This is a genomic window from Microbacterium sp. NPDC055903 (genome assembly GCF_053615555.1).
On the sequence record NZ_JBSHCA010000002.1, the window covers coordinates 182,038 to 201,085 of the forward strand.

Sequence of the window (19,048 nt, forward strand, 5' to 3'; positions counted from 1 at the left end):
CTCTCGGAAGAACGCCTCGACCCGCGGTATGAACGGTCGTGGTCATTAGAACCGAGCGGGGCAGGCCCGTCATCGCCGCAGTGAGAGTGGCTCGGTCTCCTTCGGCCTGCTGAGGGGAATCGAGCACGCGGGGTGGTACCGCGGTCCTCGGATCGTCCTCGCAGCAACCGCCACGACGAGCACTGCGAGACACGATGACCTACCCCCGCCCTTCGACAAGCTCAGGGACCGGATCCTCCTTCGGCCCCGCCGCCGACTCCGTCGCGCCGAGCCCCCGCTTCCCGCAGATCGAGGAGGACGTGCTCGCCTTCTGGAAGGCGGACGACACCTTCCGCGCCTCGATCGAGCAGCGCGAGGGCGCCGAGGAATGGGTCTTCTACGACGGCCCGCCCTTCGCCAACGGTCTCCCGCACTACGGGCACCTGCTGACCGGGTACGCCAAGGACCTCTTCCCGCGTTTCCAGACCATGCTCGGCAAGAAGGTCGATCGTGTGTTCGGCTGGGACACGCATGGCCTGCCCGCCGAGCTCGAGGCGATGAAGCAGCTCGGGATCACCGAGAAGAGCGAGATCGAGGACATGGGCATCGATGTCTTCAACGGCAAGGCCAAGGCCTCCGTGCTCGCCTACACCCGCGAGTGGCAGGACTACGTCACCCGCCAGGCGCGCTGGGTGGACTTCGAGCGCGGCTACAAGACCCTCGACCTCGGCTACATGGAGTCCGTGCTCTGGGCGTTCAAGACCCTCTACGACAAGGGCCTCGCCTACGAGGGCTACCGCGTGCTGCCGTACTGCTGGCGCGACGAGACGCCGCTCAGCGCGCACGAGCTCCGCATGGATGACGACGTCTATCAGGACCGTCAGGACCCATCGGTCACGGTCTCCTTCCCGCTGACGGGGCCGGATGCCGGTGCCACAGGGCTCGAGGGCGTCAAGGTCGTCGCGTGGACGACGACCCCGTGGACGCTGCCGACCAACATGGCACTCGCCGTCGGGCCCGAGATCGTGTACGCCGTGATCCCCGCCGGGCCCGGAGGGGCCGCGGCAGGGGCGGGGCGCTACCTGCTCGCGCAGGACCTCCTCGCGGGCTACGCCAAGGACCTCGGCTACGAGGATGCCGGAGAGGCGGCCGCCGCGGTGGAGCGGACGCTGACGGGCGCGGAGCTCGGCGGGCTCGCGTACGAGCCGCTGTTCGACTACTACGCCGACACGTCCGCATACGGCACCGAGAACGCGTGGCATGTGCTCGTGGACGACTACGTGACCACCTCCGACGGTACGGGCGTCGTGCATCAGGCGCCTGCCTACGGAGAGGACGACCAGCGGGTCGCGACCGCCGCCGGCATCCCGACCATCCTGTCCCTGGACGACGGCGGACGCTTCCTGCCGAACGTCACGGACGTCGCCGGTGAGCTCTGGATGGACGCCAACACGCCGATCATCCGCCTGCTCAGGACGAAGGGGCGGCTGCTGCGCGAGCAGAGCTACGTGCACAGCTACCCGCACTGCTGGCGCTGCCGCAACCCCCTCATCTACAAGGCCGTGTCGAGCTGGTTCATCCGTGTGCTCGATGTCAAGGACGACATGCTCGCGAACAACGAGCAGATCACCTGGGTGCCGGAGAACGTCAAGCACGGCCAGTTCGGCAAGTGGCTCGAAGGCGCGCGCGACTGGTCGATCAGCCGCAACCGCTACTGGGGCTCGCCCATCCCGATCTGGAAGAGCGACGATCCGGCCTACCCGCGCGTCGACGCCTACGGATCGTTGGAGGAGCTGGAACGCGATTTCGGCACGCTCCCGCGCAACCCGGAGGGCGAGGTCGATCTGCACCGCCCGTACATCGACGACCTCACCCGTCCCAACCCCGACGACCCGACCGGCAAGAGCACGATGCGGCGCATCGAGGACGTCTTCGACGTGTGGTTCGACTCCGGGTCGATGCCGTATGCGCAGGTGCACTACCCGTTCGAGAACCAGGAATGGTTCGACTCGCACTCCCCGGCGGACTTCATCGTGGAGTACATCGGTCAGACCCGTGGCTGGTTCTACGTGATGCACGTGCTGTCGACAGCGCTGTTCAACAGGCCGGCCTTCACCGGGGTGAGCTGCCACGGCATCGTGCTGGGCAGCGACGGCCTGAAGATGTCGAAGTCGCTGCGCAACTACCCCGACGTCTCAGAGGTCCTCGACCGCGACGGCTCGGATGCGATGCGCTGGTTCCTCATGTCCAGCTCCGTGCTGCGCGGCGGGAACCTCTCGGTGACGGAGGAGGGCATCCGTGCGGGCGTGCGCGAGTTCCTGCTGCCGCTGTGGAGCTCGTGGTACTTCTTCGCGACCTACGCCAACGCTTCGACAGGCTCAGCGGGGGCCGCTTCGACAGGCTCAGCGGGGGCCGCATCCGGCGGATACGAGGCGAGCTGGCGCACGGATTCCACCGACGTGCTCGACCGCTACATCCTCGCCAGGCTCGGCGATCTCGTCCGTGACGTGCAGGCGGATCTCGAGGGACTGGATTCGACCACGGCATCCGCGCGGCTGCGCGACTTCGCCGAGGTCCTCACGAACTGGTACATCCGTCGATCGCGTGACCGCTTCTGGGTGGGCGTCACAGACGACCCGAAGAGCCGTGAGGCCTTCGACACGCTCTACACGGTGCTGGAGACCCTGACCAGGGTCGCCGCCCCGCTCGTGCCGCTGATCAGCGAGCGCATCTGGCAGGGTCTCACCGGGGGACGGAGCGTCCACCTGCAGGACTGGCCGGATGCGGCCGCCTTCCCTGCAGCGGACGACATCCGCGATGCGATGGATGCGGTGCGTGAGCTTTCCAGCGTCGGCAACGCGCTGCGCAAGAAGGAGAAGCTGCGCGTGCGTCTTCCCCTCGCCCGCCTGACGGTCGTGTCGCCTCAGGCGGCGTCGCTCAGCCGCTTCGAGGACATCCTGCGCGAGGAGCTGAACGTCAAGACCGTCGAGCTGGTCGCTCAGGGCGACGGCACGGCGGCCGAGTACGGCATCAGCCACCGTCTCAGCGTGAACGCCCGCGCGGCGGGACCGCGGTTGGGCAAGCAGGTCCAGCAGGTCATCCATGCGGCCAAGGCCGGTGACTGGTCCGAGGCGGCCGGCGTGGTCACCGCGGGCGGCATCGCCCTGGAGCCCGCCGAGTACGAGCTGGCCCTCGAGACGACCGGCCGGCCGGAGGGCGAGGCGCTGGCCATCGTGCCCAGCGGCGGCTTCGTGCTGCTCGACACGCAGACCACTGCGGCGCTCGAGGCGGAGGGCGTCGCCCGCGACGCCGTCCGCGTCGTGCAGGAGGCGCGCAAGAACGCCGGGCTCGAGGTGAGCGACCGCATCGTGCTCGCGCTGAACGTCGGTGCGGAGGAGGCCGCCGCGCTTCAGGAGCACGCCGAGTTCATCGCCGCCGAGACGCTCGCGGTCGCCTTCTCCGTGCAGTCCACCGCTGAGATCGAGTCGCTGGTCGATGGTGTGACCAGCCCCGGCGACGGCGTGTTCCGCTCCGGCGCCCGTGCTCTCGGCACGGCGAAGGCGGCGGTCATCGTCACGATCGACACCAACGGCGTCGAGGAGGCGGGAGCATGAGCGATCGCAGCAGGGCGGATGCCGTCTACGAGGCGCTGCTGACGCGCGCGGGAGAGCGATGGGTGCAGCCGCGCAAGGAGCGCACCGCGCGCATCCTCACGCTCCTCGACGACCCGCAGCGCACCTACCGCGTCGTGCACATCACCGGCACGAACGGCAAGACCTCCACGGCGCGGATCATCGAGAGCCTCCTGCGCGCGCACGGCCTGCGCACGGGGCTGTTCACCAGCCCGCATCTGGAGCGCTTCACCGAGCGCATCATGATCGACGGCGAGCCGATCGCTGATGCCGCAGTGGCGGATGCCTGGGACGAGATCGAACCTTTCGTCGACATCGTCGACGCCGAGCTCGAGGCCGCCGAAGACGCGCCGCTGACCTTCTTCGAGCTGCTCACCGTCCTCGCCTTCGTCGCCGCAGCCGACGCGCCCGTCGACGTCCTCGTGCTCGAGGTCGGCATGGGCGGGGAGTGGGATTCCACGAACACCGCCGATGGCGATGTCGCGGTGTTCGCCCCGATCGACATCGACCACGCCGACCGGCTCGGGGAGACCATCACGGAGATCGCCGAGGTCAAGGCGGGGATCATCAAGGAGGGCGCGGCCGTCGTCTCGGCCCAGCAGCCCGCCGAGGCGGAGGCGGTGCTGCGGCGTGTCGCCGCTGAGAAGAGCGCGACCATCGCCTTCGACGGCGCCGACTTCGGGCTCGCGGAGCAGAAGCTCGCCGTCGGGGGACAGCTGCTCACGATCCGCGGCCTCGCGGGCCAGTACGTCGAGGAGTATCTGCCGCTCTACGGTGCGCACCAGGGTCACAACGCGGCCCTGGCCGTCGCGGCCGTCGAGTCGCTCATCGGGGGAGGTGCGCAGGCGATCGCCGGCGACATCATCACCGAGGGTCTGCAGGGGGCGACGTCGCCGGGGCGGCTCCAGCTGCTCGGCATCGCACCGACGGTGGTCGTCGACGCCGCCCACAACCCGCACGGCGCCGCAGCGCTCGCCCAGGCGCTCGGCGACAGCTTCGACTTCGACGAATGGGGCCTGGTCCTCGGCATCCTCTCGGACAAGGACGCCGCGGGGATCGTCGCAGCGATCGCGCCTGCCGCAGCCCACGTCTTCGCCACGGCGCCGGACACCGATCGCGCCAGCGACGCCGATGCCATCGCCGACCTCGTCGAGCAGGCCGGGCATCGGGCGACCGTGCACCCCTCGCTCGCCGATGCCGCCGATGCGGCTCGCGAATGGGCGGCGTCCTCGGAGCGTCGCGCCGTCGTGATCGCCGGTTCCGTCGTGCTGGCCGGTGAGGCCATCGCCCTGGCGGAGGAGGAGGACTGGAAGGCGGGGTGGCGGGCATGAGCGGTCCAGCGCCCCGCCGGCAGCGCACCCTCGTGCAGAAGCTGGCACCCATCGTGCTCGGCTTCGAGGCGATCGTCGTCTTCCTCGCCGGCCTCACCGTGTTCGGTCTCAAAGCGCTCCCTGATGCCGTGCCCGATTGGTGGGGAATCGTCGGAGGAGGCGTCCTCGCGCTCGCGTGCATCGCCGTCGCCGGCATGATCACGAAGCCGTGGGCGATCACAGCGGGCTGGGTGATCCAGGTGCTCATCGCGGTCTCCGCGATCCTGGTGCCGGCCATCCTCGTCGTGGTGCTGGTCTTCGGGGGCATGTGGGCGTATGCGACGATCATGGGAGCCCGTTTGGATGCGCGGCCCCCGCAGGAAACGGACCCAGCGTCCCAGACAGAGAGTGAATGACATGGCCACCGAAGAAACCCTCGTCCTCGTCAAGCCGGACGGCGTCGCGCGCGGCCTGACCGGCGCGATCCTGGCCCGCATCGAGGCGAAGGGGTACGCCCTGGTCGACATCCGGCTCGTCGAGCCCGACCGCGACCTCCTCGCCGCCCACTACGCGGAGCACGAAGGAAAGCCCTTCTACGAGCCGCTGCTGGAGTTCATGCTCTCCGGCCCCTCCGTCGCGATTCGCCTGGCCGGCAACCGCGTCATCGAGGGCTTCCGCTCGCTTGCCGGAACGACCGACCCGACCACGGCGGCCCCCGGCACCATCCGCGGAGATTTCGGTCGCGACTGGGGTCTGAAGGTTCAGCAGAACCTCGTGCACGGCTCCGACAGCCCGGAGTCCGCCGCGCGTGAGCTCGCGATCTGGTTCTGAGCGCCGACATCACGCAGAAGGCCCGTTCCCTCCGGAGGGAACGGGCCTTCTGTGTCCGAGCGTCAGAACAGCAGGTCGGCGATCGCTCCGAGGAAGTCCATGTGGTTCACCTGCATGAGCAGGATCACCAGCGCGTAGGCGAGGAAGGTCGCCAGCGGCACCCAGGACATCGCCTTCGCGCCGAACGCGGTGACCTTCTCGTTGCGGGTGAAGGTGCCGTTGCGCACGAGGTGCACCATCGTGGCCAGGAACGTCGGGATCGTGACCGCCCAGGTGATCAGGCACCACGGGCACAGCACGAAGAGCTCGAACACGGTCTGCCCGATCAGCCAGCAGACGAAGCCGAAGGCGAATGTGATGCCGGCGCCGAACAGCGCCCAGAACCACCGCGGGAACCGTGCCCCGGCGATCAGGGCGACGCCGACGACGAGCGGCGCCATCCACCCGGTGAGCCCGAGGAGCGGATTGGGGAAGCCGAAGACCTCGCCCTGCCACGAGCCGAGGTTCGTGCTGCACTGCAGGAACGGGCTGATGTCGCAGGCCAGGGGATCGCCCGGGTTCTCGAGGAGGATGAACTTCTCGACGGTCAGCTGGAACGCCGCCCACCAGCCGACGACGCTCGCGATGATCAGCCAGATTCCGTACACGACATGACGTGGGCGCGCTTCGCTCATAGCGTCAGTATCTCAGCGGTTGCTATGGGCCGGGCGTGAGCCGGCCATGACAAAGCGGGTGCGGATGCCGCGATCGGCGCCACATGATGCGATAATGACCTGTGATGCACTTCGCGGCGCCGCCGCCGAACGCATCGATGAAGACTTCGGGGCGCACGCCCCAGGCGATCAGAGCACACAGCCGATCGCCGGCCGAGTGAGTTCGCGGCCCGTGCCGCATGAGATTTCGCGGAGCACACAGTGCCCGTGCAGGGAGTACGCCAGAGATGGCCGATGAGAACAATGACACCAACACGACGACCCTCGATGAGCACGCGGAGCACGCGCTAGACGCGCCGCAGGCTCCGGCTCCCGCCGCGGCGGAGCCGGCGGGTGAGGCCGTGGACGCGCCCGCTGACGATACGCCGACGCAGGACGTGGACATCGCCGAGTCGGACGCCGTTGCCGAATCCGCTCCGACGCAGGACGCGGATGCGGCAAAGCCGGCCGAGTCCATCGTCGCCGAGACCGGGGAGGAGCAGGCCTCTGCTCCCGCCGAGGCAGAGGCGGCAGTCGAGGCCACACCGGTCGCCGAGCCCGCACCGGCGGTCATCGAGCCGGAGCCGCTCACGGCGGTGAGCCTGGGTCTGCTGCCCGAGGTGTTCGTCTCCCAGGTCTCCACCCGCCTCGCCTTCTACGCTCCTGAGGTCGTCCCGCTGCCCGCGCGCCCCGGCAGGGACGCCCGCGAGCGCGACGTCGAGCAGGATGAGTCGTCGAGCGCATCGGGCCGTCGCGGCCGTCGTCGCCGCGGCGGGAACGGCGACGGCGAGGACGAGCGCACCGAGCCTCGTCAGCGTCAGCGCGTCGTCGAGTACATCACCGAGCCGAAGGCCATCAAGGGATCCACGCGTCTCGAGGCCAAGAAGCAGCGCCGTCGCGACGGCAGGGATGCCGGTCGCCGTCGCCCCGTCGTCACAGAGGCGGAGTTCCTCGCTCGTCGTGAAGCGGTCGACCGCGAGATGGTCGTGCGCTCCAAGAACGGGCGCACGCAGATCGCCGTCCTCGAGGACAACGTCCTCGTCGAGCACTACGTCGCGCGCAGCCAGGACGCGTCGCTGATCGGCAACGTCTATCTCGGGCGCGTGCAGAACGTGCTCCCGAGCATGGAGGCCGCCTTCGTCGACATCGGCCGCGGTCGCAACGCAGTGCTGTACTCCGGCGAGGTCGACTGGGACGGCGTCGAGACCGGCAACCAGCCGCGTCGGATCGAGCTCGCGCTGAAGCCGGGCGACCGCGTCCTCGTGCAGGTCACGAAGGATCCGGTCGGACACAAGGGCGCCCGTCTCACGAGCCAGATCTCGCTGCCGGGACGCTACCTCGTGTACGTGCCGGGCGGATCCATGAACGGCATCTCCCGCAAGCTGCCCGACAACGAGCGTGCGCGGCTCAAGCGCATCCTCAAGGAGGTGCTCCCCGAATCGAGCGGCGTCATCGTTCGCACGGCGGCCGAGGGGGCGACGGAGGACCAGCTCACCCGTGACGTGCAGCGCCTCACCAACCAGTGGGAGCACATCCGCAAGCAGGTCGAGAGCCAGCAGGCTCCCGCGCTCCTGCACGCGGAGCCCGATCTGCTCGTCAAGATCGTCCGTGACGTCTTCAACGAGGACTTCACCAAGATGCTCATCCAGGGCGAGGACGCTCAGCGCACCATCCGCGCCTATCTCGAGAGCGTGGCACCCGACCTGCTCGAGCGCGTGGAGGCGTACGAGGACGACATCGATCCGTTCGATGCGTTCCGGGTGACCGAGCAGATCGAGAAGGCGCTGGACCGCAAGGTCTGGCTGCCCTCCGGTGGATCGCTGGTCATCGACCGCACCGAGGCGATGACGGTCGTCGACGTCAACACGGGCAAGTTCGTCGGATCCGGCGGCAACCTCGAGGAGACGGTCACCAAGAACAACCTCGAGGCGGCGGAGGAGATCGTCCGCCAGCTGAGGCTGCGCGACATCGGCGGCATCATCGTCGTCGACTTCATCGACATGGTCCTGGAGTCCAACCGCGACCTCGTGCTGCGCCGCCTGGTGGAGTGCCTGAGCCGCGACCGGACCAAGCACCAGGTCGCCGAGGTCACCTCGCTGGGCCTCGTGCAGATGACCCGCAAGAAGCTCGGTCTCGGCCTGCTGGAGACCTTCAGCGAGCCCTGCGACGTCTGCGCGGGCCGAGGAGTGATCGTCCACCACGACCCCGTCGTCAAGCACCGGGCTCCGCAGAGCACCCAGGGCAATGGCCGGCGTCAGCGCGGAGGGAACGGCGGCCAGAGCAGCAGCCAGGCTCCCGCCGCCGCCGTCGGTGTCACGCACAGCATCCCGGAGGGGGCGAAGACCGCGCTCGCACAGATCGCAGCGTCGACCAGGCCCGCTGCGACGGAGACCGTTCAGGAACCCGTCGAGCAGGCCGCCGAGCGTCCCAAGAAGGCGCGGAAGAAGCGCTCCGACCGGTCCAAGGCTCCTCGTACCGAAGCAGAGCAGCTGCTCGACTCCGTCCTGGATGCGCTCCCCGAGCCGAAGGCTCCGGGGCAGGGGCGCAACCGTCGACGCGTGACCACGGCGGCGCTCACCGGCACCCCCGTGTCGGTGAACGGCGAGGCGTCAGCGGTCGCGGGCGGGGATCCGCAGTCCTGAGGCGATGAGCCGGCGGGTGAGCTCCTTGCCGCCCACTGGCTGCGCCCCCGCGGCGATCAGCCGTTCGATGGCCTCTTCCGGCACGTCGTAGTGGTCGAGGTCGAAGGCGCGCGCCGGGAGGTCGTTGGACATGGCGAAGGCGTGCAGCTCATCGAGGCTGCGGTCGCTGACGAGGTGCGCCCACAGCCGTCCATGCGCGGGCCAGAGGGGATCATCGACGAGCACGGTCACGATGACAGCCTATTCCGCGACACGGCACCGAGCGCTTTTGCCGTATCGCCCCTGATCCGGTAAAGTTGTCCTTTGGTGCGCGAGCCGAGTCGTCCCCACGATGCGGCGCGACGAAGCCCTGTGCTCGCACCAACGCCCTGCGGTGAACGCAGGCACAGTCTTCCCGTGAGATTTTCGGAGCGGAATGCTCCCCGATGAAACAGGTATGAAGTGGTTTACGCAGTAGTGCGCGCCGGTGGACGGCAGGAGAAGGTCGAGGTCGGCACGATCGTTCAGCTCGACCGTGTTCAGGCCGCCCAGGGCGAGAAGATCGAGCTGCCCGCAGTGCTGCTCGTCGACGGCGCCACGGTGACCACCGACGCCGACAAGCTGGCCAAGGTCAAGGTCACCGCCGAGGTCCTCGGCAACCTCCGCGGCCCGAAGATCGTCATCCAGAAGTTCAAGAACAAGACCGGCTACAAGAAGCGCCAGGGCCACCGTCAGGAGCTCACGCGCGTCAAGATCACCGGCATCAAGTAAGCACGGAAGAGGCTAGGACATGGCACACAAAAAGGGCGCAAGCTCCACCCGTAACGGTCGTGACTCCAACGCCCAGCGACTGGGTGTGAAGCGGTTCGGCGGCCAGCAGGTCAACGCCGGCGAGATCATCGTCCGCCAGCGCGGCACGCACTTCCACCCCGGCGTCAACGTCGGTCGTGGCGGCGACGACACGCTGTTCGCCCTCGCCGCCGGTGCGGTCGAGTTCGGCGCGAAGGGCGGCCGCAAGGTCGTCAACATCGTCGCCGCTGCCGAGTAGGCTTCGACAGGCTCAGCCACCGATCCGGTGGCCTAGGAACGGGGCGGGCTTAGGCCCGCCCCGTTCCTGCATTTACCCCGTCGCGAGACACACAACCGAGGAGTTCCAGGCATGGTCACGTTCGTCGACACGGTGACGCTTCATCTGCGCGCCGGCAAGGGCGGCAACGGCTGTGTCTCGGTGCACCGCGAGAAGTTCAAGCCCCTCGGGGGACCGGACGGCGGCAACGGCGGCGACGGCGGCGACATCGTGCTCGTCGCCGATACCCAGACCGGCACCCTGCTCTCGTACCACCACTCTCCGCACCGCTCCTCCGGCAACGGCGGCTTCGGCATGGGCGATCACCGTTCCGGCTACGCCGGTGAGACGGTGGAGCTCCTTGTCCCGGTCGGCACGGTCGTGAAGGACACGGACGGCGAGGTGCTCGTCGACCTCCTCGTGCCCGGCGAGAAGTTCGTCGTCGCTCGGGGCGGACGAGGCGGTCTCGGCAACGCGGCGCTCGCGACCACGAAGCGCAAGGCGCCCGGTTTCGCACTGCTCGGCACCCCCGGATTCGAGGGCGATGTCGTCCTCGAACTGAAGACGGTGGCCGACGTGGCGCTCGTCGGCTATCCCTCCGCTGGCAAGTCGAGCCTCATCGCGGCGATCTCCGCGGCACGCCCCAAGATCGCCGACTACCCCTTCACGACGTTGCACCCCAACCTCGGCGTCGTGCAGGCCGGTGACGCGCGCTACACCGTCGCCGACGTGCCAGGGCTCATCGAGGGCGCGAGTGAGGGGCGAGGCCTCGGTCTGGAGTTCCTGCGGCACGTCGAGCGGTGCTCGGCGCTGCTGCACGTGCTCGACTGCGCGACGCTCGAGCCGGGGCGTGATCCGCTCAGCGACCTCGACGTGATCCTCGCCGAGCTCGCAGCCTATGAGGTCCCGGAAGGCCAGACACCGCTCCTGGAGCGCCCGCAGCTGGTGGCGCTGAACAAGATCGACGTGCCGGAGGCGCGGGAGCTTGCCGAGATGGTGCGCCCGGATCTCGAAGCGCGGGGTTTCAGGGTCTTCGAGATCTCCACCGTCTCGCATGAGGGGCTCCGCCCGCTGACGTTCGCCCTCGGCGACATCGTGGAGAAGCACCGCGCGGAGGCTGCGGTCGAGGCGCCGCGCGAGCGCGTGGTGATCCGTCCGAAGGGCTCGGAGAAGCCGTTCACCGTGCGCGTCGAAGGCGGCACGTACGGCAATGTCTACCGCGTGCTCGGCGAGAAGCCGGTGCGCTGGGTGCAGCAGACGGACTTCCAGAACGAAGAGGCGGTCGGCTATCTCGCCGAGCGTCTGGAGCGCCTCGGCGTCGAGGACGAGCTCTTCCGCGTCGGTGCGACGCCAGGGGCGACCGTCGTGATCGGCGAGGGGGACGGTCTCGTCTTCGACTGGGAGCCGTCGATGTCCTCGGCCGCCGAGCTCTTGGTCTCTCCGCGCGGCACGGATCCGCGATTCGCCTCCGGTGGCGGGGCCGGCCGGCGAACCACCAGCGAGCGCCGAGAGCAGTACTACGAGCGGATGGACGCCAGAGCGGCGCAGCGCGCCGAGGCGGAGGAGCGCCGCCGGGTCACCGACGACGACTACGCCGGGGACGAGGAATGACCGCAGCGTCCAGGGAGGACCTCGCGACGGCGGCGCGGATCGTCGTCAAGGTCGGGTCCTCATCGATCAGCGGAGAGTCGTCCTGGCGCATCCCGATGATCGTGCACGCGCTGCAGGCAGCCCACGGCCGTGGGTGCGAGATCGTGCTGGTGTCCTCCGGGGCCATCGCCACGGGCATCCCGTTCCTCGCGCTCGATGCGAGGCCGACGGACCTCGCGACCCAGCAAGCGGCCGCCGCCGTCGGTCAGAACATCCTCGTCTACCGCTACCAGGAGGCGTTGCGCCCGTTCGGGATCGTCGCAGGGCAGGTGCTGCTGACTACGGGCGACCTCGAGAACCCGACATCGCGGAGCAATGCCCGCCGGGCCATGGAGCGTCTGCTCGGGCTGCGCATCCTCCCGATCGTGAACGAGAACGACACGGTCGCCACGCAGGAGATCCGCTTCGGGGACAACGATCGGCTCGCGGCGCTGGTCGCTCAGCTCGTCCAGGCCGATGCGCTCGTCCTGCTCAGCGACATCGAGGCGCTGTACACCAAGCCCCCGACGGATCCGGGGGCGGAGCCCATCGACGTGATCCTCCCCGACGCAGATCTGTCCGGACTCGAGTTCGGTGCGACGGTGGTCAACAGCGTCGGAACAGGGGGAGCTGCCACCAAGGTCTCAGCGGCGCGCCTGGCCGCCGCATCGGGCATCGGAGTCCTCGTCACGAGCGCCGACCTCGTCGGCAAGGCGCTGACCGGCGAGCACATCGGCACCTGGTTCGCGCCCTCCGCGCGCGCCTGATCGAGAACCGCGCCTCTTCGCCGCGGCCCATCGACGCGCGGGGCGTCGATACACTGGGCGGATGAGCGCCGAAACCCTCTCCGACTCCGTCATCGCGGCCGACATCGACACGCCGCAGACACGTCTGACCCTGGCGAAGGACGCATCCCGTGCGATCGCCCGACTCACCAGCGGTGAGAAGGCGCAGGCGCTCGAAGCCATCGCTCGGGCGCTCGAGGCCGGATCGGCGCGGATCATCTCAGCGAACGCCGCTGACATCGCGCGCGGCGAGGCGGACGGGATCGGATCGGCCCTCATCGACCGTCTCCGTCTGGACGAGAAGCGGGTCAGCGCGCTCGCGTCCGCCGTCCGCGAGGTCGCCGCGCTTCCCGACCCGGTCGGCCAGGTCGTCGGAGGACACCGGATGCCGAACGGCGTCGCGCTGGAGCAGGTCCGAGTCCCGTTCGGCGTCGTCGGGGCGATCTATGAGGCGCGGCCCAACGTGACCGTGGACATCGCCACCCTCGCGCTTCGCTCCGGCAATGCGGTGGTGCTCCGCGGCGGCAGCGCGGCGCGCGACTCCAACACCGTCCTGGTCGCCGTCATGCGCGACGCGCTCGCGAGCATCGGCATCACGCCGGAGGCGATCCAGACCGTCGATGACTTCGGACGAGACGGCGCGAAGGCCCTCATGCACGGTCGCGGATTCATCGACGTCCTCGTTCCCCGCGGAAGTGCGGCGCTCATCGAGACCGTGGTGACCGAGTCGACCGTGCCGGTCATCGAGACCGGTGCCGGTAACGTGCACATCGTGCTCGACGAGTCCGCACCGGAGGACTGGGCGCGGGACATCGTCGTGAACGCCAAGGTGCAGCGCCCGAGCGTGTGCAACGCCGCGGAGACCGTGCTCGTGCTCCGCGCGGCCGCGCCTCGACTCGTCCCCCTCGTCGCGAGCGCTCTGCAGAGCGAGGGCGTGACCATCCACGGCGATGACGTCGTCGCCGGTCTCGTGAGCGGCGTCGTTCCCGCGACGGAGCAGGACTGGGAGACCGAGTACCTGAGCCTCGACATCGCGATGAAGGTCGTGGACTCGCTCGACGATGCGCTCGCGCACATCCAGCGCTACAGCACGGGGCACACCGAGTCGATCGTCTCCACGGATGCGCTGAGCATCGAGCGCTTCCTCGGCGAGGTCGACTCCGCCGTCGTGATGGCGAACGCCTCGACCAGGTTCACGGACGGCGGAGAGTTCGGATTCGGCGCCGAGGTCGGCATCTCGACCCAGAAGCTGCACGCGCGGGGGCCGATGGGGCTCGCTCAGCTCACCAGCACCAAGTGGCTCGCGCGTGGGGCGGGGCAGACGCGCGGCTGAGCGATAGGATGGGGACGCGTCTTTTCGCCCCAGGTCACGAAATGGAGAAACGATGAACCTCATCGCTCAGCTTGCGATGGCAGCCGCCGAAGGAGAGCACCACGGCAACGTGCAGGCCGAGACCTTCATCTTCGGGGTGATCGCCGCCATCGTCTTCGCTGCGCTGGGCCTGGTGACGTTCTCGTACCGGCACGTGGCGAACCGCCACTCCGCGAAGGCGGAGGCCTGGGCCGCGCAGCACGGCAAGGACGGACACGGGGCGGGGCACGGCCACTAAGGCCGCGAATGAACAATCCGACCGGGCGAGCGCCGCGCATCGGGGTGATGGGCGGGACGTTCGATCCCATTCACCACGGTCACCTGGTGGCGGCGAGCGAGGTCGCGCACTCCTTCGATCTCGACGAGGTCGTCTTCGTCCCCACCGGGCGCCCCTGGCAGAAGAAGGCCGTGACGGCCAGCGAGCACCGCTACCTCATGACGGTGATCGCGACCGCGTCCAATCCGCGGTTCACCGTGAGCAGGGTCGATATCGACCGCGACGGCGACACCTACACGATCGACACGCTGCGCGACCTCAAGGCCGAGCGCCCGGACGCCGATCTTTTCTTCATCAGCGGCGCGGATGCCGTGGCGCAGATTCTCAGTTGGAGAGACCATGATGAGTTGTGGGATCTGGCCCACTTCGTCGCGGTCTCGCGTCCAGGACACGTTCTGAGCACCGACGGTCTTCCCAGCGAGGACGTCAGCCAGCTCGAGGTTCCCGCGCTGTCGATCTCCTCGACGGACTGCAGACAGCGCGTCAATGACGGCGACCCGGTCTGGTACCTGGTCCCCGACGGAGTCGTCCAGTACATCGCGAAGCATCATCTGTATCGGAGCAAGGCATGAGCACATCGGACAGCCACGAGAAGGGACCGCTGACCCGCAAGCAGATGCGGGAGTTGCGGCTGACCGGAGCGACCCCGGTGTTCGCCGACAATGCGGAGGGGGAGTCCGCGGCAGAGCCGGTCGCCCCCGAGCCGGTCGCGCCTGCGCCGGTCGCCCCTGAGCCGGTTGCGCCTCAAGCGGCAGCGCCGTTGACCGAGGACGAGGTGGATCTCGACGCTGCGCCGCTGACGCGCAAGCAGGCGCGTGCGCAGGAGCGCATCCGCACGGCCTCGGTGCCGATCGTGCCCGCCGATGCTCCATCCGTCGAGGCGGACGAAGAGACGCCGCAGGAGCCCGAGGAGGCATCGGAGCCGGAGATCGTCTCCGGTGTGCCCGCCTTCGCCCCCGTGCCGGCGCAGCAGACGTCCGCGGCACAGGACGACCAGGACGCTCGGATCGAGTCCGAGGAGGACGTCCACCCCGATCCTGAAGAGGCGACCGACGCGGTGGAGCAGGGCGAGACGTCCGACGACGTCGCGGAGGACAGCCCCGCCGTCGTCGAGGACCGGCACTCCGAAGCCGCCGTGGACGACGCCCACGACATCGCCGCTCTCGGTGTCGACGCGGACGCCATCGAGGACATCGATGACGACACGGATGCCGAGACGGAGCGTCCGACGGTGAAGGCCGATTTCGGCAGCGCTGTGCTGGCCGCGCAGGCCACGCCCCCCGCGTTCACGCCGTCGTTCGACGACCTCGTCGCCGTCAATGACTCGACGGGCTCCCAGAGCATCGCGCCGAACGCGCTCATCTTCACTCCTTCGCCGGGCGAGGGCTCGCTGTCCGGCCCGGTCGCCTCGACGGGAGAGGTGCTCATCACGGGCACCTACGAGCTCCCCGAGGGCATCGGATCCCAGGGCCATGCGAAGGGCGTCGCGGACGGCAAGGACGTCGACGCGGTCCTCATCGATGGCGAGCTGCCTCCGGCATCCTCGCCCACCCCGATCGCGGCGAGTTCCGCGATCAGCACGAGCAAGCCGGCCGGGGAGATCATCCGTCCTCCGGCACCTGAGAAGGGCAACCGGCTCATGCTCATCCTCGCGATCACCGCCGGTGGTCTTGCGCTCGTCCTGGCGGCGGCCCTGGTCATCGCCTTCACCGGAAACGTGTTCTGATGCAGTCACCAGAAACCGCTGAGGAGATGCTGCGGATCGCGGCAGACGCCGCAGCATCCAAGGGCGGCGAGGATCTCCTCGCCCTCAACGTCTCGGAGCCGCTGCCGCTCGTCGACATCTTCCTTCTCGTCACAGGCAACAGCGAGCGCAATGTCGCCGCGATCGCCGACGAGATCGAGGACAAGCTCGTCGAAGCAGGGCACAAGCGGGTTCGACGCGAGGGGCGCGCCGAGGCGCGCTGGGTGCTGCTGGACTTCGGCGATCTCATCGTGCACGTGTTCCACTCGGAGGAGCGCGTGTACTACGGCCTGGAGAGGCTCTGGAAGGACTGCCCGGTCGTGCCGATCGAGCTGACCGCACCCGCCGACGACCGCGCCTGACGTGGGCGTGCACCTGATCACCGGTGCCGGTTCCGGCATCGGTGCTGCGCTGGCGCGACGGATGCTCGCACGCGGCGATGAGCTCGTGCTGCTCGCCAGGGATGCCGGACGTGCCAGAGAGCTCGCGCAGATGCATCCCGGGGCGTCGACTCTGGTGGGCGACCTCGCTCAGCCGGGCAGGCTGTCGTGGGCCTTCTCGAAGCAGGCGTTGCCCGGTCGCCTCGACGCGCTGATCCACGTCGCAGGCGTGGTCGACCTCGGCGGCGTGAGCGATCTCGCTCCGAGCGTGTGGGAGAGCCAGCTCGCCGTCAACCTCGTGGCGCCTGCAGAGCTCACCCGTCTGATGCTGCCGGTGCTGCGGGTATCCCGTGGGCAGGTCGTCTTCGTGAACTCGGGCGCTGGTCTGAGGGCTAACGCGAGATGGTCGGCGTACGCGGCCTCCAAGCACGGGTTGAAGGCGCTGGCCGACGCTCTGCGGGCGGAGGAGGCTGCTCACGGCGTGAGGGTGTCCTCGATCTATCCAGGACGCACCGCGACGCCCATGCAGGAACGCGTGCATCAGCAGGAGGGCGAGGACTATCGCCCCGAACGATTCATCGATCCGGAGTCGGTCGCGACGACGATCCTCGCCGCGCTCGATCTGCCCCGCGATGCCGACGTCACCGATCTCACGGTGCGCCCCGGGGCCTGAATGAACCCGCTCCGCGGGGCGGGATGAGGGACGGCCGTCCAGCCTCCCTCACCCCACCCGCAGTGATCGATCAGGGGGCGACGGCCACCTGCTGCAGGGCTTTCTCGTCCGCCTCGCGCAGCGCCCGCTCGACGCGATCGACGTCGCGCACGGCGCCCTTGTCGGCGGACAGCGCCATGGCGGCGTAGGCGCGCAGAGCGGGGGAGACGACACGCTCACGATCGCGTGGGCGGTAGCCGGTCGAATCGAGCAGCCGTTCGCGGCGCTCGGCGAGCTCGGCGTCGGACACCTGCAGGGCGATGTCACGGGTGGGGATGTCGATCGAGATGAGATCTCCGTCCTCGACCAGCGCGATGATCCCGCCGGAGGCCGCCTCGGGGGAGACATGGCCGATCGAGAGGCCGGAGGTCCCGCCGGAGAAGCGTCCGTCGGTGATCAACGCGCACTTCTTGCCTAGGCCGCGCCCCTTCAGGAAGGAGGTCGGGTACAGCATCTCCTGCATCCCTGGACCGCCCTTGGGCCCCTCGTAGCGGATGACGACGACGTCGCCCTCCTTCACCTGCTTGTTGAGGATCTTCTCGACGGCCTCGTCCTGCGATTCGCAGACGACGGCCGGCCCCGTGAACGTCCAGATCGAGGGGTCGACGCCGGCGGTCTTCACCACGGCGCCGTCGATCGCCAGGTTGCCGCGAAGGACAGCGAGGCCGCCGTCCTTCGAATAGGCGTTCTCCACGTCGCGGATGCATCCGGCGGCCGCGTCGAGATCGAGTTCCTCCCAGCGTGCGGACTGCGAGAAGGCCTTCGACGAGCGCACGCCGCCGGGGGCCGCGTGCCAAAGCTCGAACGCCTGCTCCGAGGCGGAGCCCGAGCGGATGTCCCACTCGTCGAGCCATGCGCCCATCGTCGCCGAGTGGACGGTGTGGACGTTCTCATCGAGCAGGCCGCCTCGGCGCAGCTCGCCGAGGATTGCGGGGATGCCACCGGCGCGGTGCACGTCCTCCATGTAGTAGATCTTCCCCGCGCCCGCGGCGTTGGGGGCGACCTTGGCCAGGCATGGCACGCGCCGCGACACGGCGTCGATCTCATCGAGGCCGAACTCCACACCCGCTTCGTGCGCAGCGGCGAGCAGATGCAGGATCGTGTTCGTCGAGCCGCCCATGGCGATGTCGAGCGCCATGGCGTTCTCGAACGCGGCGGGCGTCGCGATGTTGCGCGGCAGGACCGAGGCGTCGTCCTCGTCGTAGAACTTGCGGGTGATGTCGACGACGAGCTTGCCGGCGTCCTCATAGAGCGCCCTGCGAGCCGTGTGCGTCGCGAGGGTCGAGCCGTTGCCTGGCAGGGAGAGACCGATCGCCTCGGTGAGGCAGTTCATCGAGTTCGCGGTGAACATGCCGGAGCAGGAGCCGCAGGTCGGGCAGGCGGCTTCTTCGATACGCTGCATGTCGGCATCCGAGATGTTCTCGTTGACCGCATCCGAGATCGCGTCGACGAGGTCGAGCGTGCGGATGGATCCGTCGACGAGCGTCGCTCGGCCGGACTCCATCGGACCGCCGGAGACGAACACCGTCGGGATGTTCAGGCGCAGGGCGGCCATGAGCATGCCAGGGGTGATCTTGTCGCAGTTGGAGATGCAGATCAGGGCGTCCGCGCAGTGCGCGTTGACCATGTACTCGACCGAGTCCGCGATGAGATCGCGCGAGGGGAGCGAGTACAGCATCCCGCCGTGGCCCATGGCGATGCCGTCGTCGACGGCGATCGTGTTGAACTCCCGGGGGATGCCGCCCGCCGCCGAGATGGCATCGGAGACGATACGGCCGACGGGCTGGAGGTGGGTGTGGCCGGGGACGAACTCGGTGAAGCTGTTGGACACGGCGATGATCGGCTTACGGCCGAGATCCGCGCCGTCGACGCCGGCGGCGCGCAGCAGCGCGCGGGCACCCGCCATGTTGCGTCCGTGGGTGATGGTGCGTGAGCGAAGAGGAGTGGGCATTGAACCATTCCGCCACAGTGTGCGCGGATGCTCCAGATGGCATTGATACTAGTAGTGGCACTACTAG

18 protein-coding genes are annotated in these 19,048 nt (G+C 68.9%); 15 read left to right on the forward strand and 3 right to left on the reverse strand.

Annotated elements, in window-relative coordinates; all coding sequences use genetic code 11:
• The first annotated feature begins 194 nt into the window (after positions 1-194).
• Genes ileS through ndk form a run of 4 tightly spaced genes read left to right on the forward strand, consistent with a single transcriptional unit; the run spans position 195 to position 5,752 of the window.
• The gene (gene ileS, locus ACWGJP_RS10225) at positions 195-3,593 is read left to right on the forward strand and encodes an isoleucine--tRNA ligase (protein WP_452329686.1); all 3,399 of its coding nucleotides are present in this window, start codon (positions 195-197) and stop codon (positions 3,591-3,593) included.
• The gene (locus ACWGJP_RS10230) at positions 3,590-4,942 is read left to right on the forward strand and encodes a bifunctional folylpolyglutamate synthase/dihydrofolate synthase (RefSeq protein WP_452329687.1); all 1,353 of its coding nucleotides are present in this window, start codon (positions 3,590-3,592) and stop codon (positions 4,940-4,942) included. The genes ileS and ACWGJP_RS10230 overlap by 4 nt, the downstream gene beginning before the upstream one ends.
• Positions 4,939-5,337 carry a DUF4233 domain-containing protein gene (locus ACWGJP_RS10235; protein WP_452329688.1) on the forward strand — a complete coding sequence of 133 codons (399 nt, stop codon included), beginning with the start codon at positions 4,939-4,941 and terminating at the stop codon, positions 5,335-5,337. Before ACWGJP_RS10230 ends, ACWGJP_RS10235 begins: the two co-directional genes overlap by 4 nt.
• 1 nt (position 5,338) lies before the next feature.
• Positions 5,339-5,752, forward strand: coding sequence for a nucleoside-diphosphate kinase (gene ndk / locus ACWGJP_RS10240; RefSeq protein WP_452329689.1), 414 nt, complete (start codon positions 5,339-5,341; stop codon positions 5,750-5,752).
• 62 nt (positions 5,753-5,814) lie between these two features.
• Here ndk and ACWGJP_RS10245 read toward each other — a convergent pair whose 3' ends face one another.
• A complete protein-coding gene (locus tag ACWGJP_RS10245) occupies positions 5,815-6,426 on the reverse strand; it encodes a vitamin K epoxide reductase family protein (protein WP_452329690.1) in 612 nt (203 codons plus the stop codon).
• 266 nt (positions 6,427-6,692) lie between these two features.
• Between ACWGJP_RS10245 and ACWGJP_RS10250 the strand changes: the two genes are divergently transcribed.
• Positions 6,693-9,086 carry an Rne/Rng family ribonuclease gene (locus ACWGJP_RS10250; RefSeq protein WP_452329691.1) on the forward strand — a complete coding sequence of 798 codons (2,394 nt, stop codon included), beginning with the start codon at positions 6,693-6,695 and terminating at the stop codon, positions 9,084-9,086.
• Here ACWGJP_RS10250 and ACWGJP_RS10255 read toward each other — a convergent pair.
• Entirely contained in the window at positions 9,054-9,317 is a 264-nt protein-coding gene (locus ACWGJP_RS10255; protein ID WP_452329692.1) for a DUF4031 domain-containing protein, read from the reverse strand. The genes ACWGJP_RS10250 and ACWGJP_RS10255 overlap by 33 nt on opposite strands.
• A gap of 210 nt (positions 9,318-9,527) precedes the next feature.
• On the opposite strand from ACWGJP_RS10255, the gene rplU reads away from it, so the two are divergent.
• The 10 genes from rplU (at position 9,528) to ACWGJP_RS10305 (ending at position 16,991) form a co-directional block, all read left to right on the forward strand.
• Positions 9,528-9,836 (forward strand): 50S ribosomal protein L21, encoded by a 309-nt coding sequence (rplU, locus tag ACWGJP_RS10260; RefSeq protein WP_243225900.1) that lies wholly within the window; start codon positions 9,528-9,530, stop codon positions 9,834-9,836.
• Between the two features lie 19 nt (positions 9,837-9,855).
• Positions 9,856-10,113, forward strand: coding sequence for a 50S ribosomal protein L27 (rpmA, locus tag ACWGJP_RS10265; protein WP_452329693.1), 258 nt, complete (start codon positions 9,856-9,858; stop codon positions 10,111-10,113).
• Between the two features lie 111 nt (positions 10,114-10,224).
• The gene (gene obgE, locus ACWGJP_RS10270) at positions 10,225-11,742 is read left to right on the forward strand and encodes a GTPase ObgE (protein ID WP_452329694.1); all 1,518 of its coding nucleotides are present in this window, start codon (positions 10,225-10,227) and stop codon (positions 11,740-11,742) included.
• A complete protein-coding gene (gene proB, locus ACWGJP_RS10275) occupies positions 11,739-12,527 on the forward strand; it encodes a glutamate 5-kinase (protein WP_452329695.1) in 789 nt (262 codons plus the stop codon). The genes obgE and proB overlap by 4 nt, the downstream gene beginning before the upstream one ends.
• A gap of 61 nt (positions 12,528-12,588) precedes the next feature.
• The gene (locus ACWGJP_RS10280) at positions 12,589-13,878 is read left to right on the forward strand and encodes a glutamate-5-semialdehyde dehydrogenase (protein ID WP_452329696.1); all 1,290 of its coding nucleotides are present in this window, start codon (positions 12,589-12,591) and stop codon (positions 13,876-13,878) included.
• A gap of 52 nt (positions 13,879-13,930) precedes the next feature.
• Complete coding sequence (locus tag ACWGJP_RS10285; protein WP_452329697.1) at positions 13,931-14,155, forward strand: hypothetical protein; 225 nt, start codon at positions 13,931-13,933, stop codon at positions 14,153-14,155.
• Between the two features lie 8 nt (positions 14,156-14,163).
• Positions 14,164-14,766, forward strand: a complete 603-nt coding sequence (gene nadD, locus ACWGJP_RS10290) for a nicotinate-nucleotide adenylyltransferase (protein ID WP_452329698.1) — start codon at positions 14,164-14,166, stop codon at positions 14,764-14,766.
• Positions 14,763-15,920, forward strand: a complete 1,158-nt coding sequence (locus tag ACWGJP_RS10295) for a hypothetical protein (protein ID WP_452329699.1) — start codon at positions 14,763-14,765, stop codon at positions 15,918-15,920. Before nadD ends, ACWGJP_RS10295 begins: the two co-directional genes overlap by 4 nt.
• Positions 15,920-16,300 carry a ribosome silencing factor gene (gene rsfS, locus ACWGJP_RS10300; RefSeq protein WP_452329700.1) on the forward strand — a complete coding sequence of 127 codons (381 nt, stop codon included), beginning with the start codon at positions 15,920-15,922 and terminating at the stop codon, positions 16,298-16,300. Before ACWGJP_RS10295 ends, rsfS begins: the two co-directional genes overlap by 1 nt.
• 1 nt (position 16,301) lies before the next feature.
• The gene (locus ACWGJP_RS10305) at positions 16,302-16,991 is read left to right on the forward strand and encodes an SDR family oxidoreductase (protein ID WP_452329701.1); all 690 of its coding nucleotides are present in this window, start codon (positions 16,302-16,304) and stop codon (positions 16,989-16,991) included.
• 70 nt (positions 16,992-17,061) lie between these two features.
• On the opposite strand, the gene ilvD is transcribed toward ACWGJP_RS10305, so the two are convergent.
• Positions 17,062-18,981: a dihydroxy-acid dehydratase gene (ilvD, locus tag ACWGJP_RS10310; RefSeq protein ID WP_452329702.1), complete on the reverse strand. Its 1,920-nt coding sequence runs from the start codon at positions 18,979-18,981 to the stop codon at positions 17,062-17,064.
• Positions 18,982-19,048 lie beyond the last annotated feature (67 nt).

What these genes read in the sequence shown, in the direction of transcription:
- rpmA (WP_452329693.1), top strand. Translation starts at nt 9,856, where the DNA reads ATGGCACACAAAAAGGGCGCAAGCTCCACCCGTAACGGTCGTGACTCC.
- rsfS (WP_452329700.1), top strand. Translation starts at nt 15,920, where the DNA reads ATGCAGTCACCAGAAACCGCTGAGGAGATGCTGCGGATCGCGGCAGAC.
- ACWGJP_RS10285 (WP_452329697.1), top strand. Translation starts at nt 13,931, where the DNA reads ATGAACCTCATCGCTCAGCTTGCGATGGCAGCCGCCGAAGGAGAGCAC.
- ndk (WP_452329689.1), top strand. Translation starts at nt 5,339, where the DNA reads ATGGCCACCGAAGAAACCCTCGTCCTCGTCAAGCCGGACGGCGTCGCG.
- obgE (WP_452329694.1), top strand. Translation starts at nt 10,225, where the DNA reads ATGGTCACGTTCGTCGACACGGTGACGCTTCATCTGCGCGCCGGCAAG.
- proB (WP_452329695.1), top strand. Translation starts at nt 11,739, where the DNA reads ATGACCGCAGCGTCCAGGGAGGACCTCGCGACGGCGGCGCGGATCGTC.
- ACWGJP_RS10230 (WP_452329687.1), top strand. Translation starts at nt 3,590, where the DNA reads ATGAGCGATCGCAGCAGGGCGGATGCCGTCTACGAGGCGCTGCTGACG.
- nadD (WP_452329698.1), top strand. Translation starts at nt 14,164, where the DNA reads ATGAACAATCCGACCGGGCGAGCGCCGCGCATCGGGGTGATGGGCGGG.
- ACWGJP_RS10295 (WP_452329699.1), top strand. Translation starts at nt 14,763, where the DNA reads ATGAGCACATCGGACAGCCACGAGAAGGGACCGCTGACCCGCAAGCAG.
- ACWGJP_RS10250 (WP_452329691.1), top strand. Translation starts at nt 6,693, where the DNA reads ATGGCCGATGAGAACAATGACACCAACACGACGACCCTCGATGAGCAC.
- ACWGJP_RS10245 (WP_452329690.1), bottom strand. Translation starts at nt 6,426, where the DNA reads ATGAGCGAAGCGCGCCCACGTCATGTCGTGTACGGAATCTGGCTGATC.
- ACWGJP_RS10280 (WP_452329696.1), top strand. Translation starts at nt 12,589, where the DNA reads ATGAGCGCCGAAACCCTCTCCGACTCCGTCATCGCGGCCGACATCGAC.
- ileS (WP_452329686.1), top strand. Translation starts at nt 195, where the DNA reads ATGACCTACCCCCGCCCTTCGACAAGCTCAGGGACCGGATCCTCCTTC.
- ACWGJP_RS10235 (WP_452329688.1), top strand. Translation starts at nt 4,939, where the DNA reads ATGAGCGGTCCAGCGCCCCGCCGGCAGCGCACCCTCGTGCAGAAGCTG.
- ilvD (WP_452329702.1), bottom strand. Translation starts at nt 18,981, where the DNA reads ATGCCCACTCCTCTTCGCTCACGCACCATCACCCACGGACGCAACATG.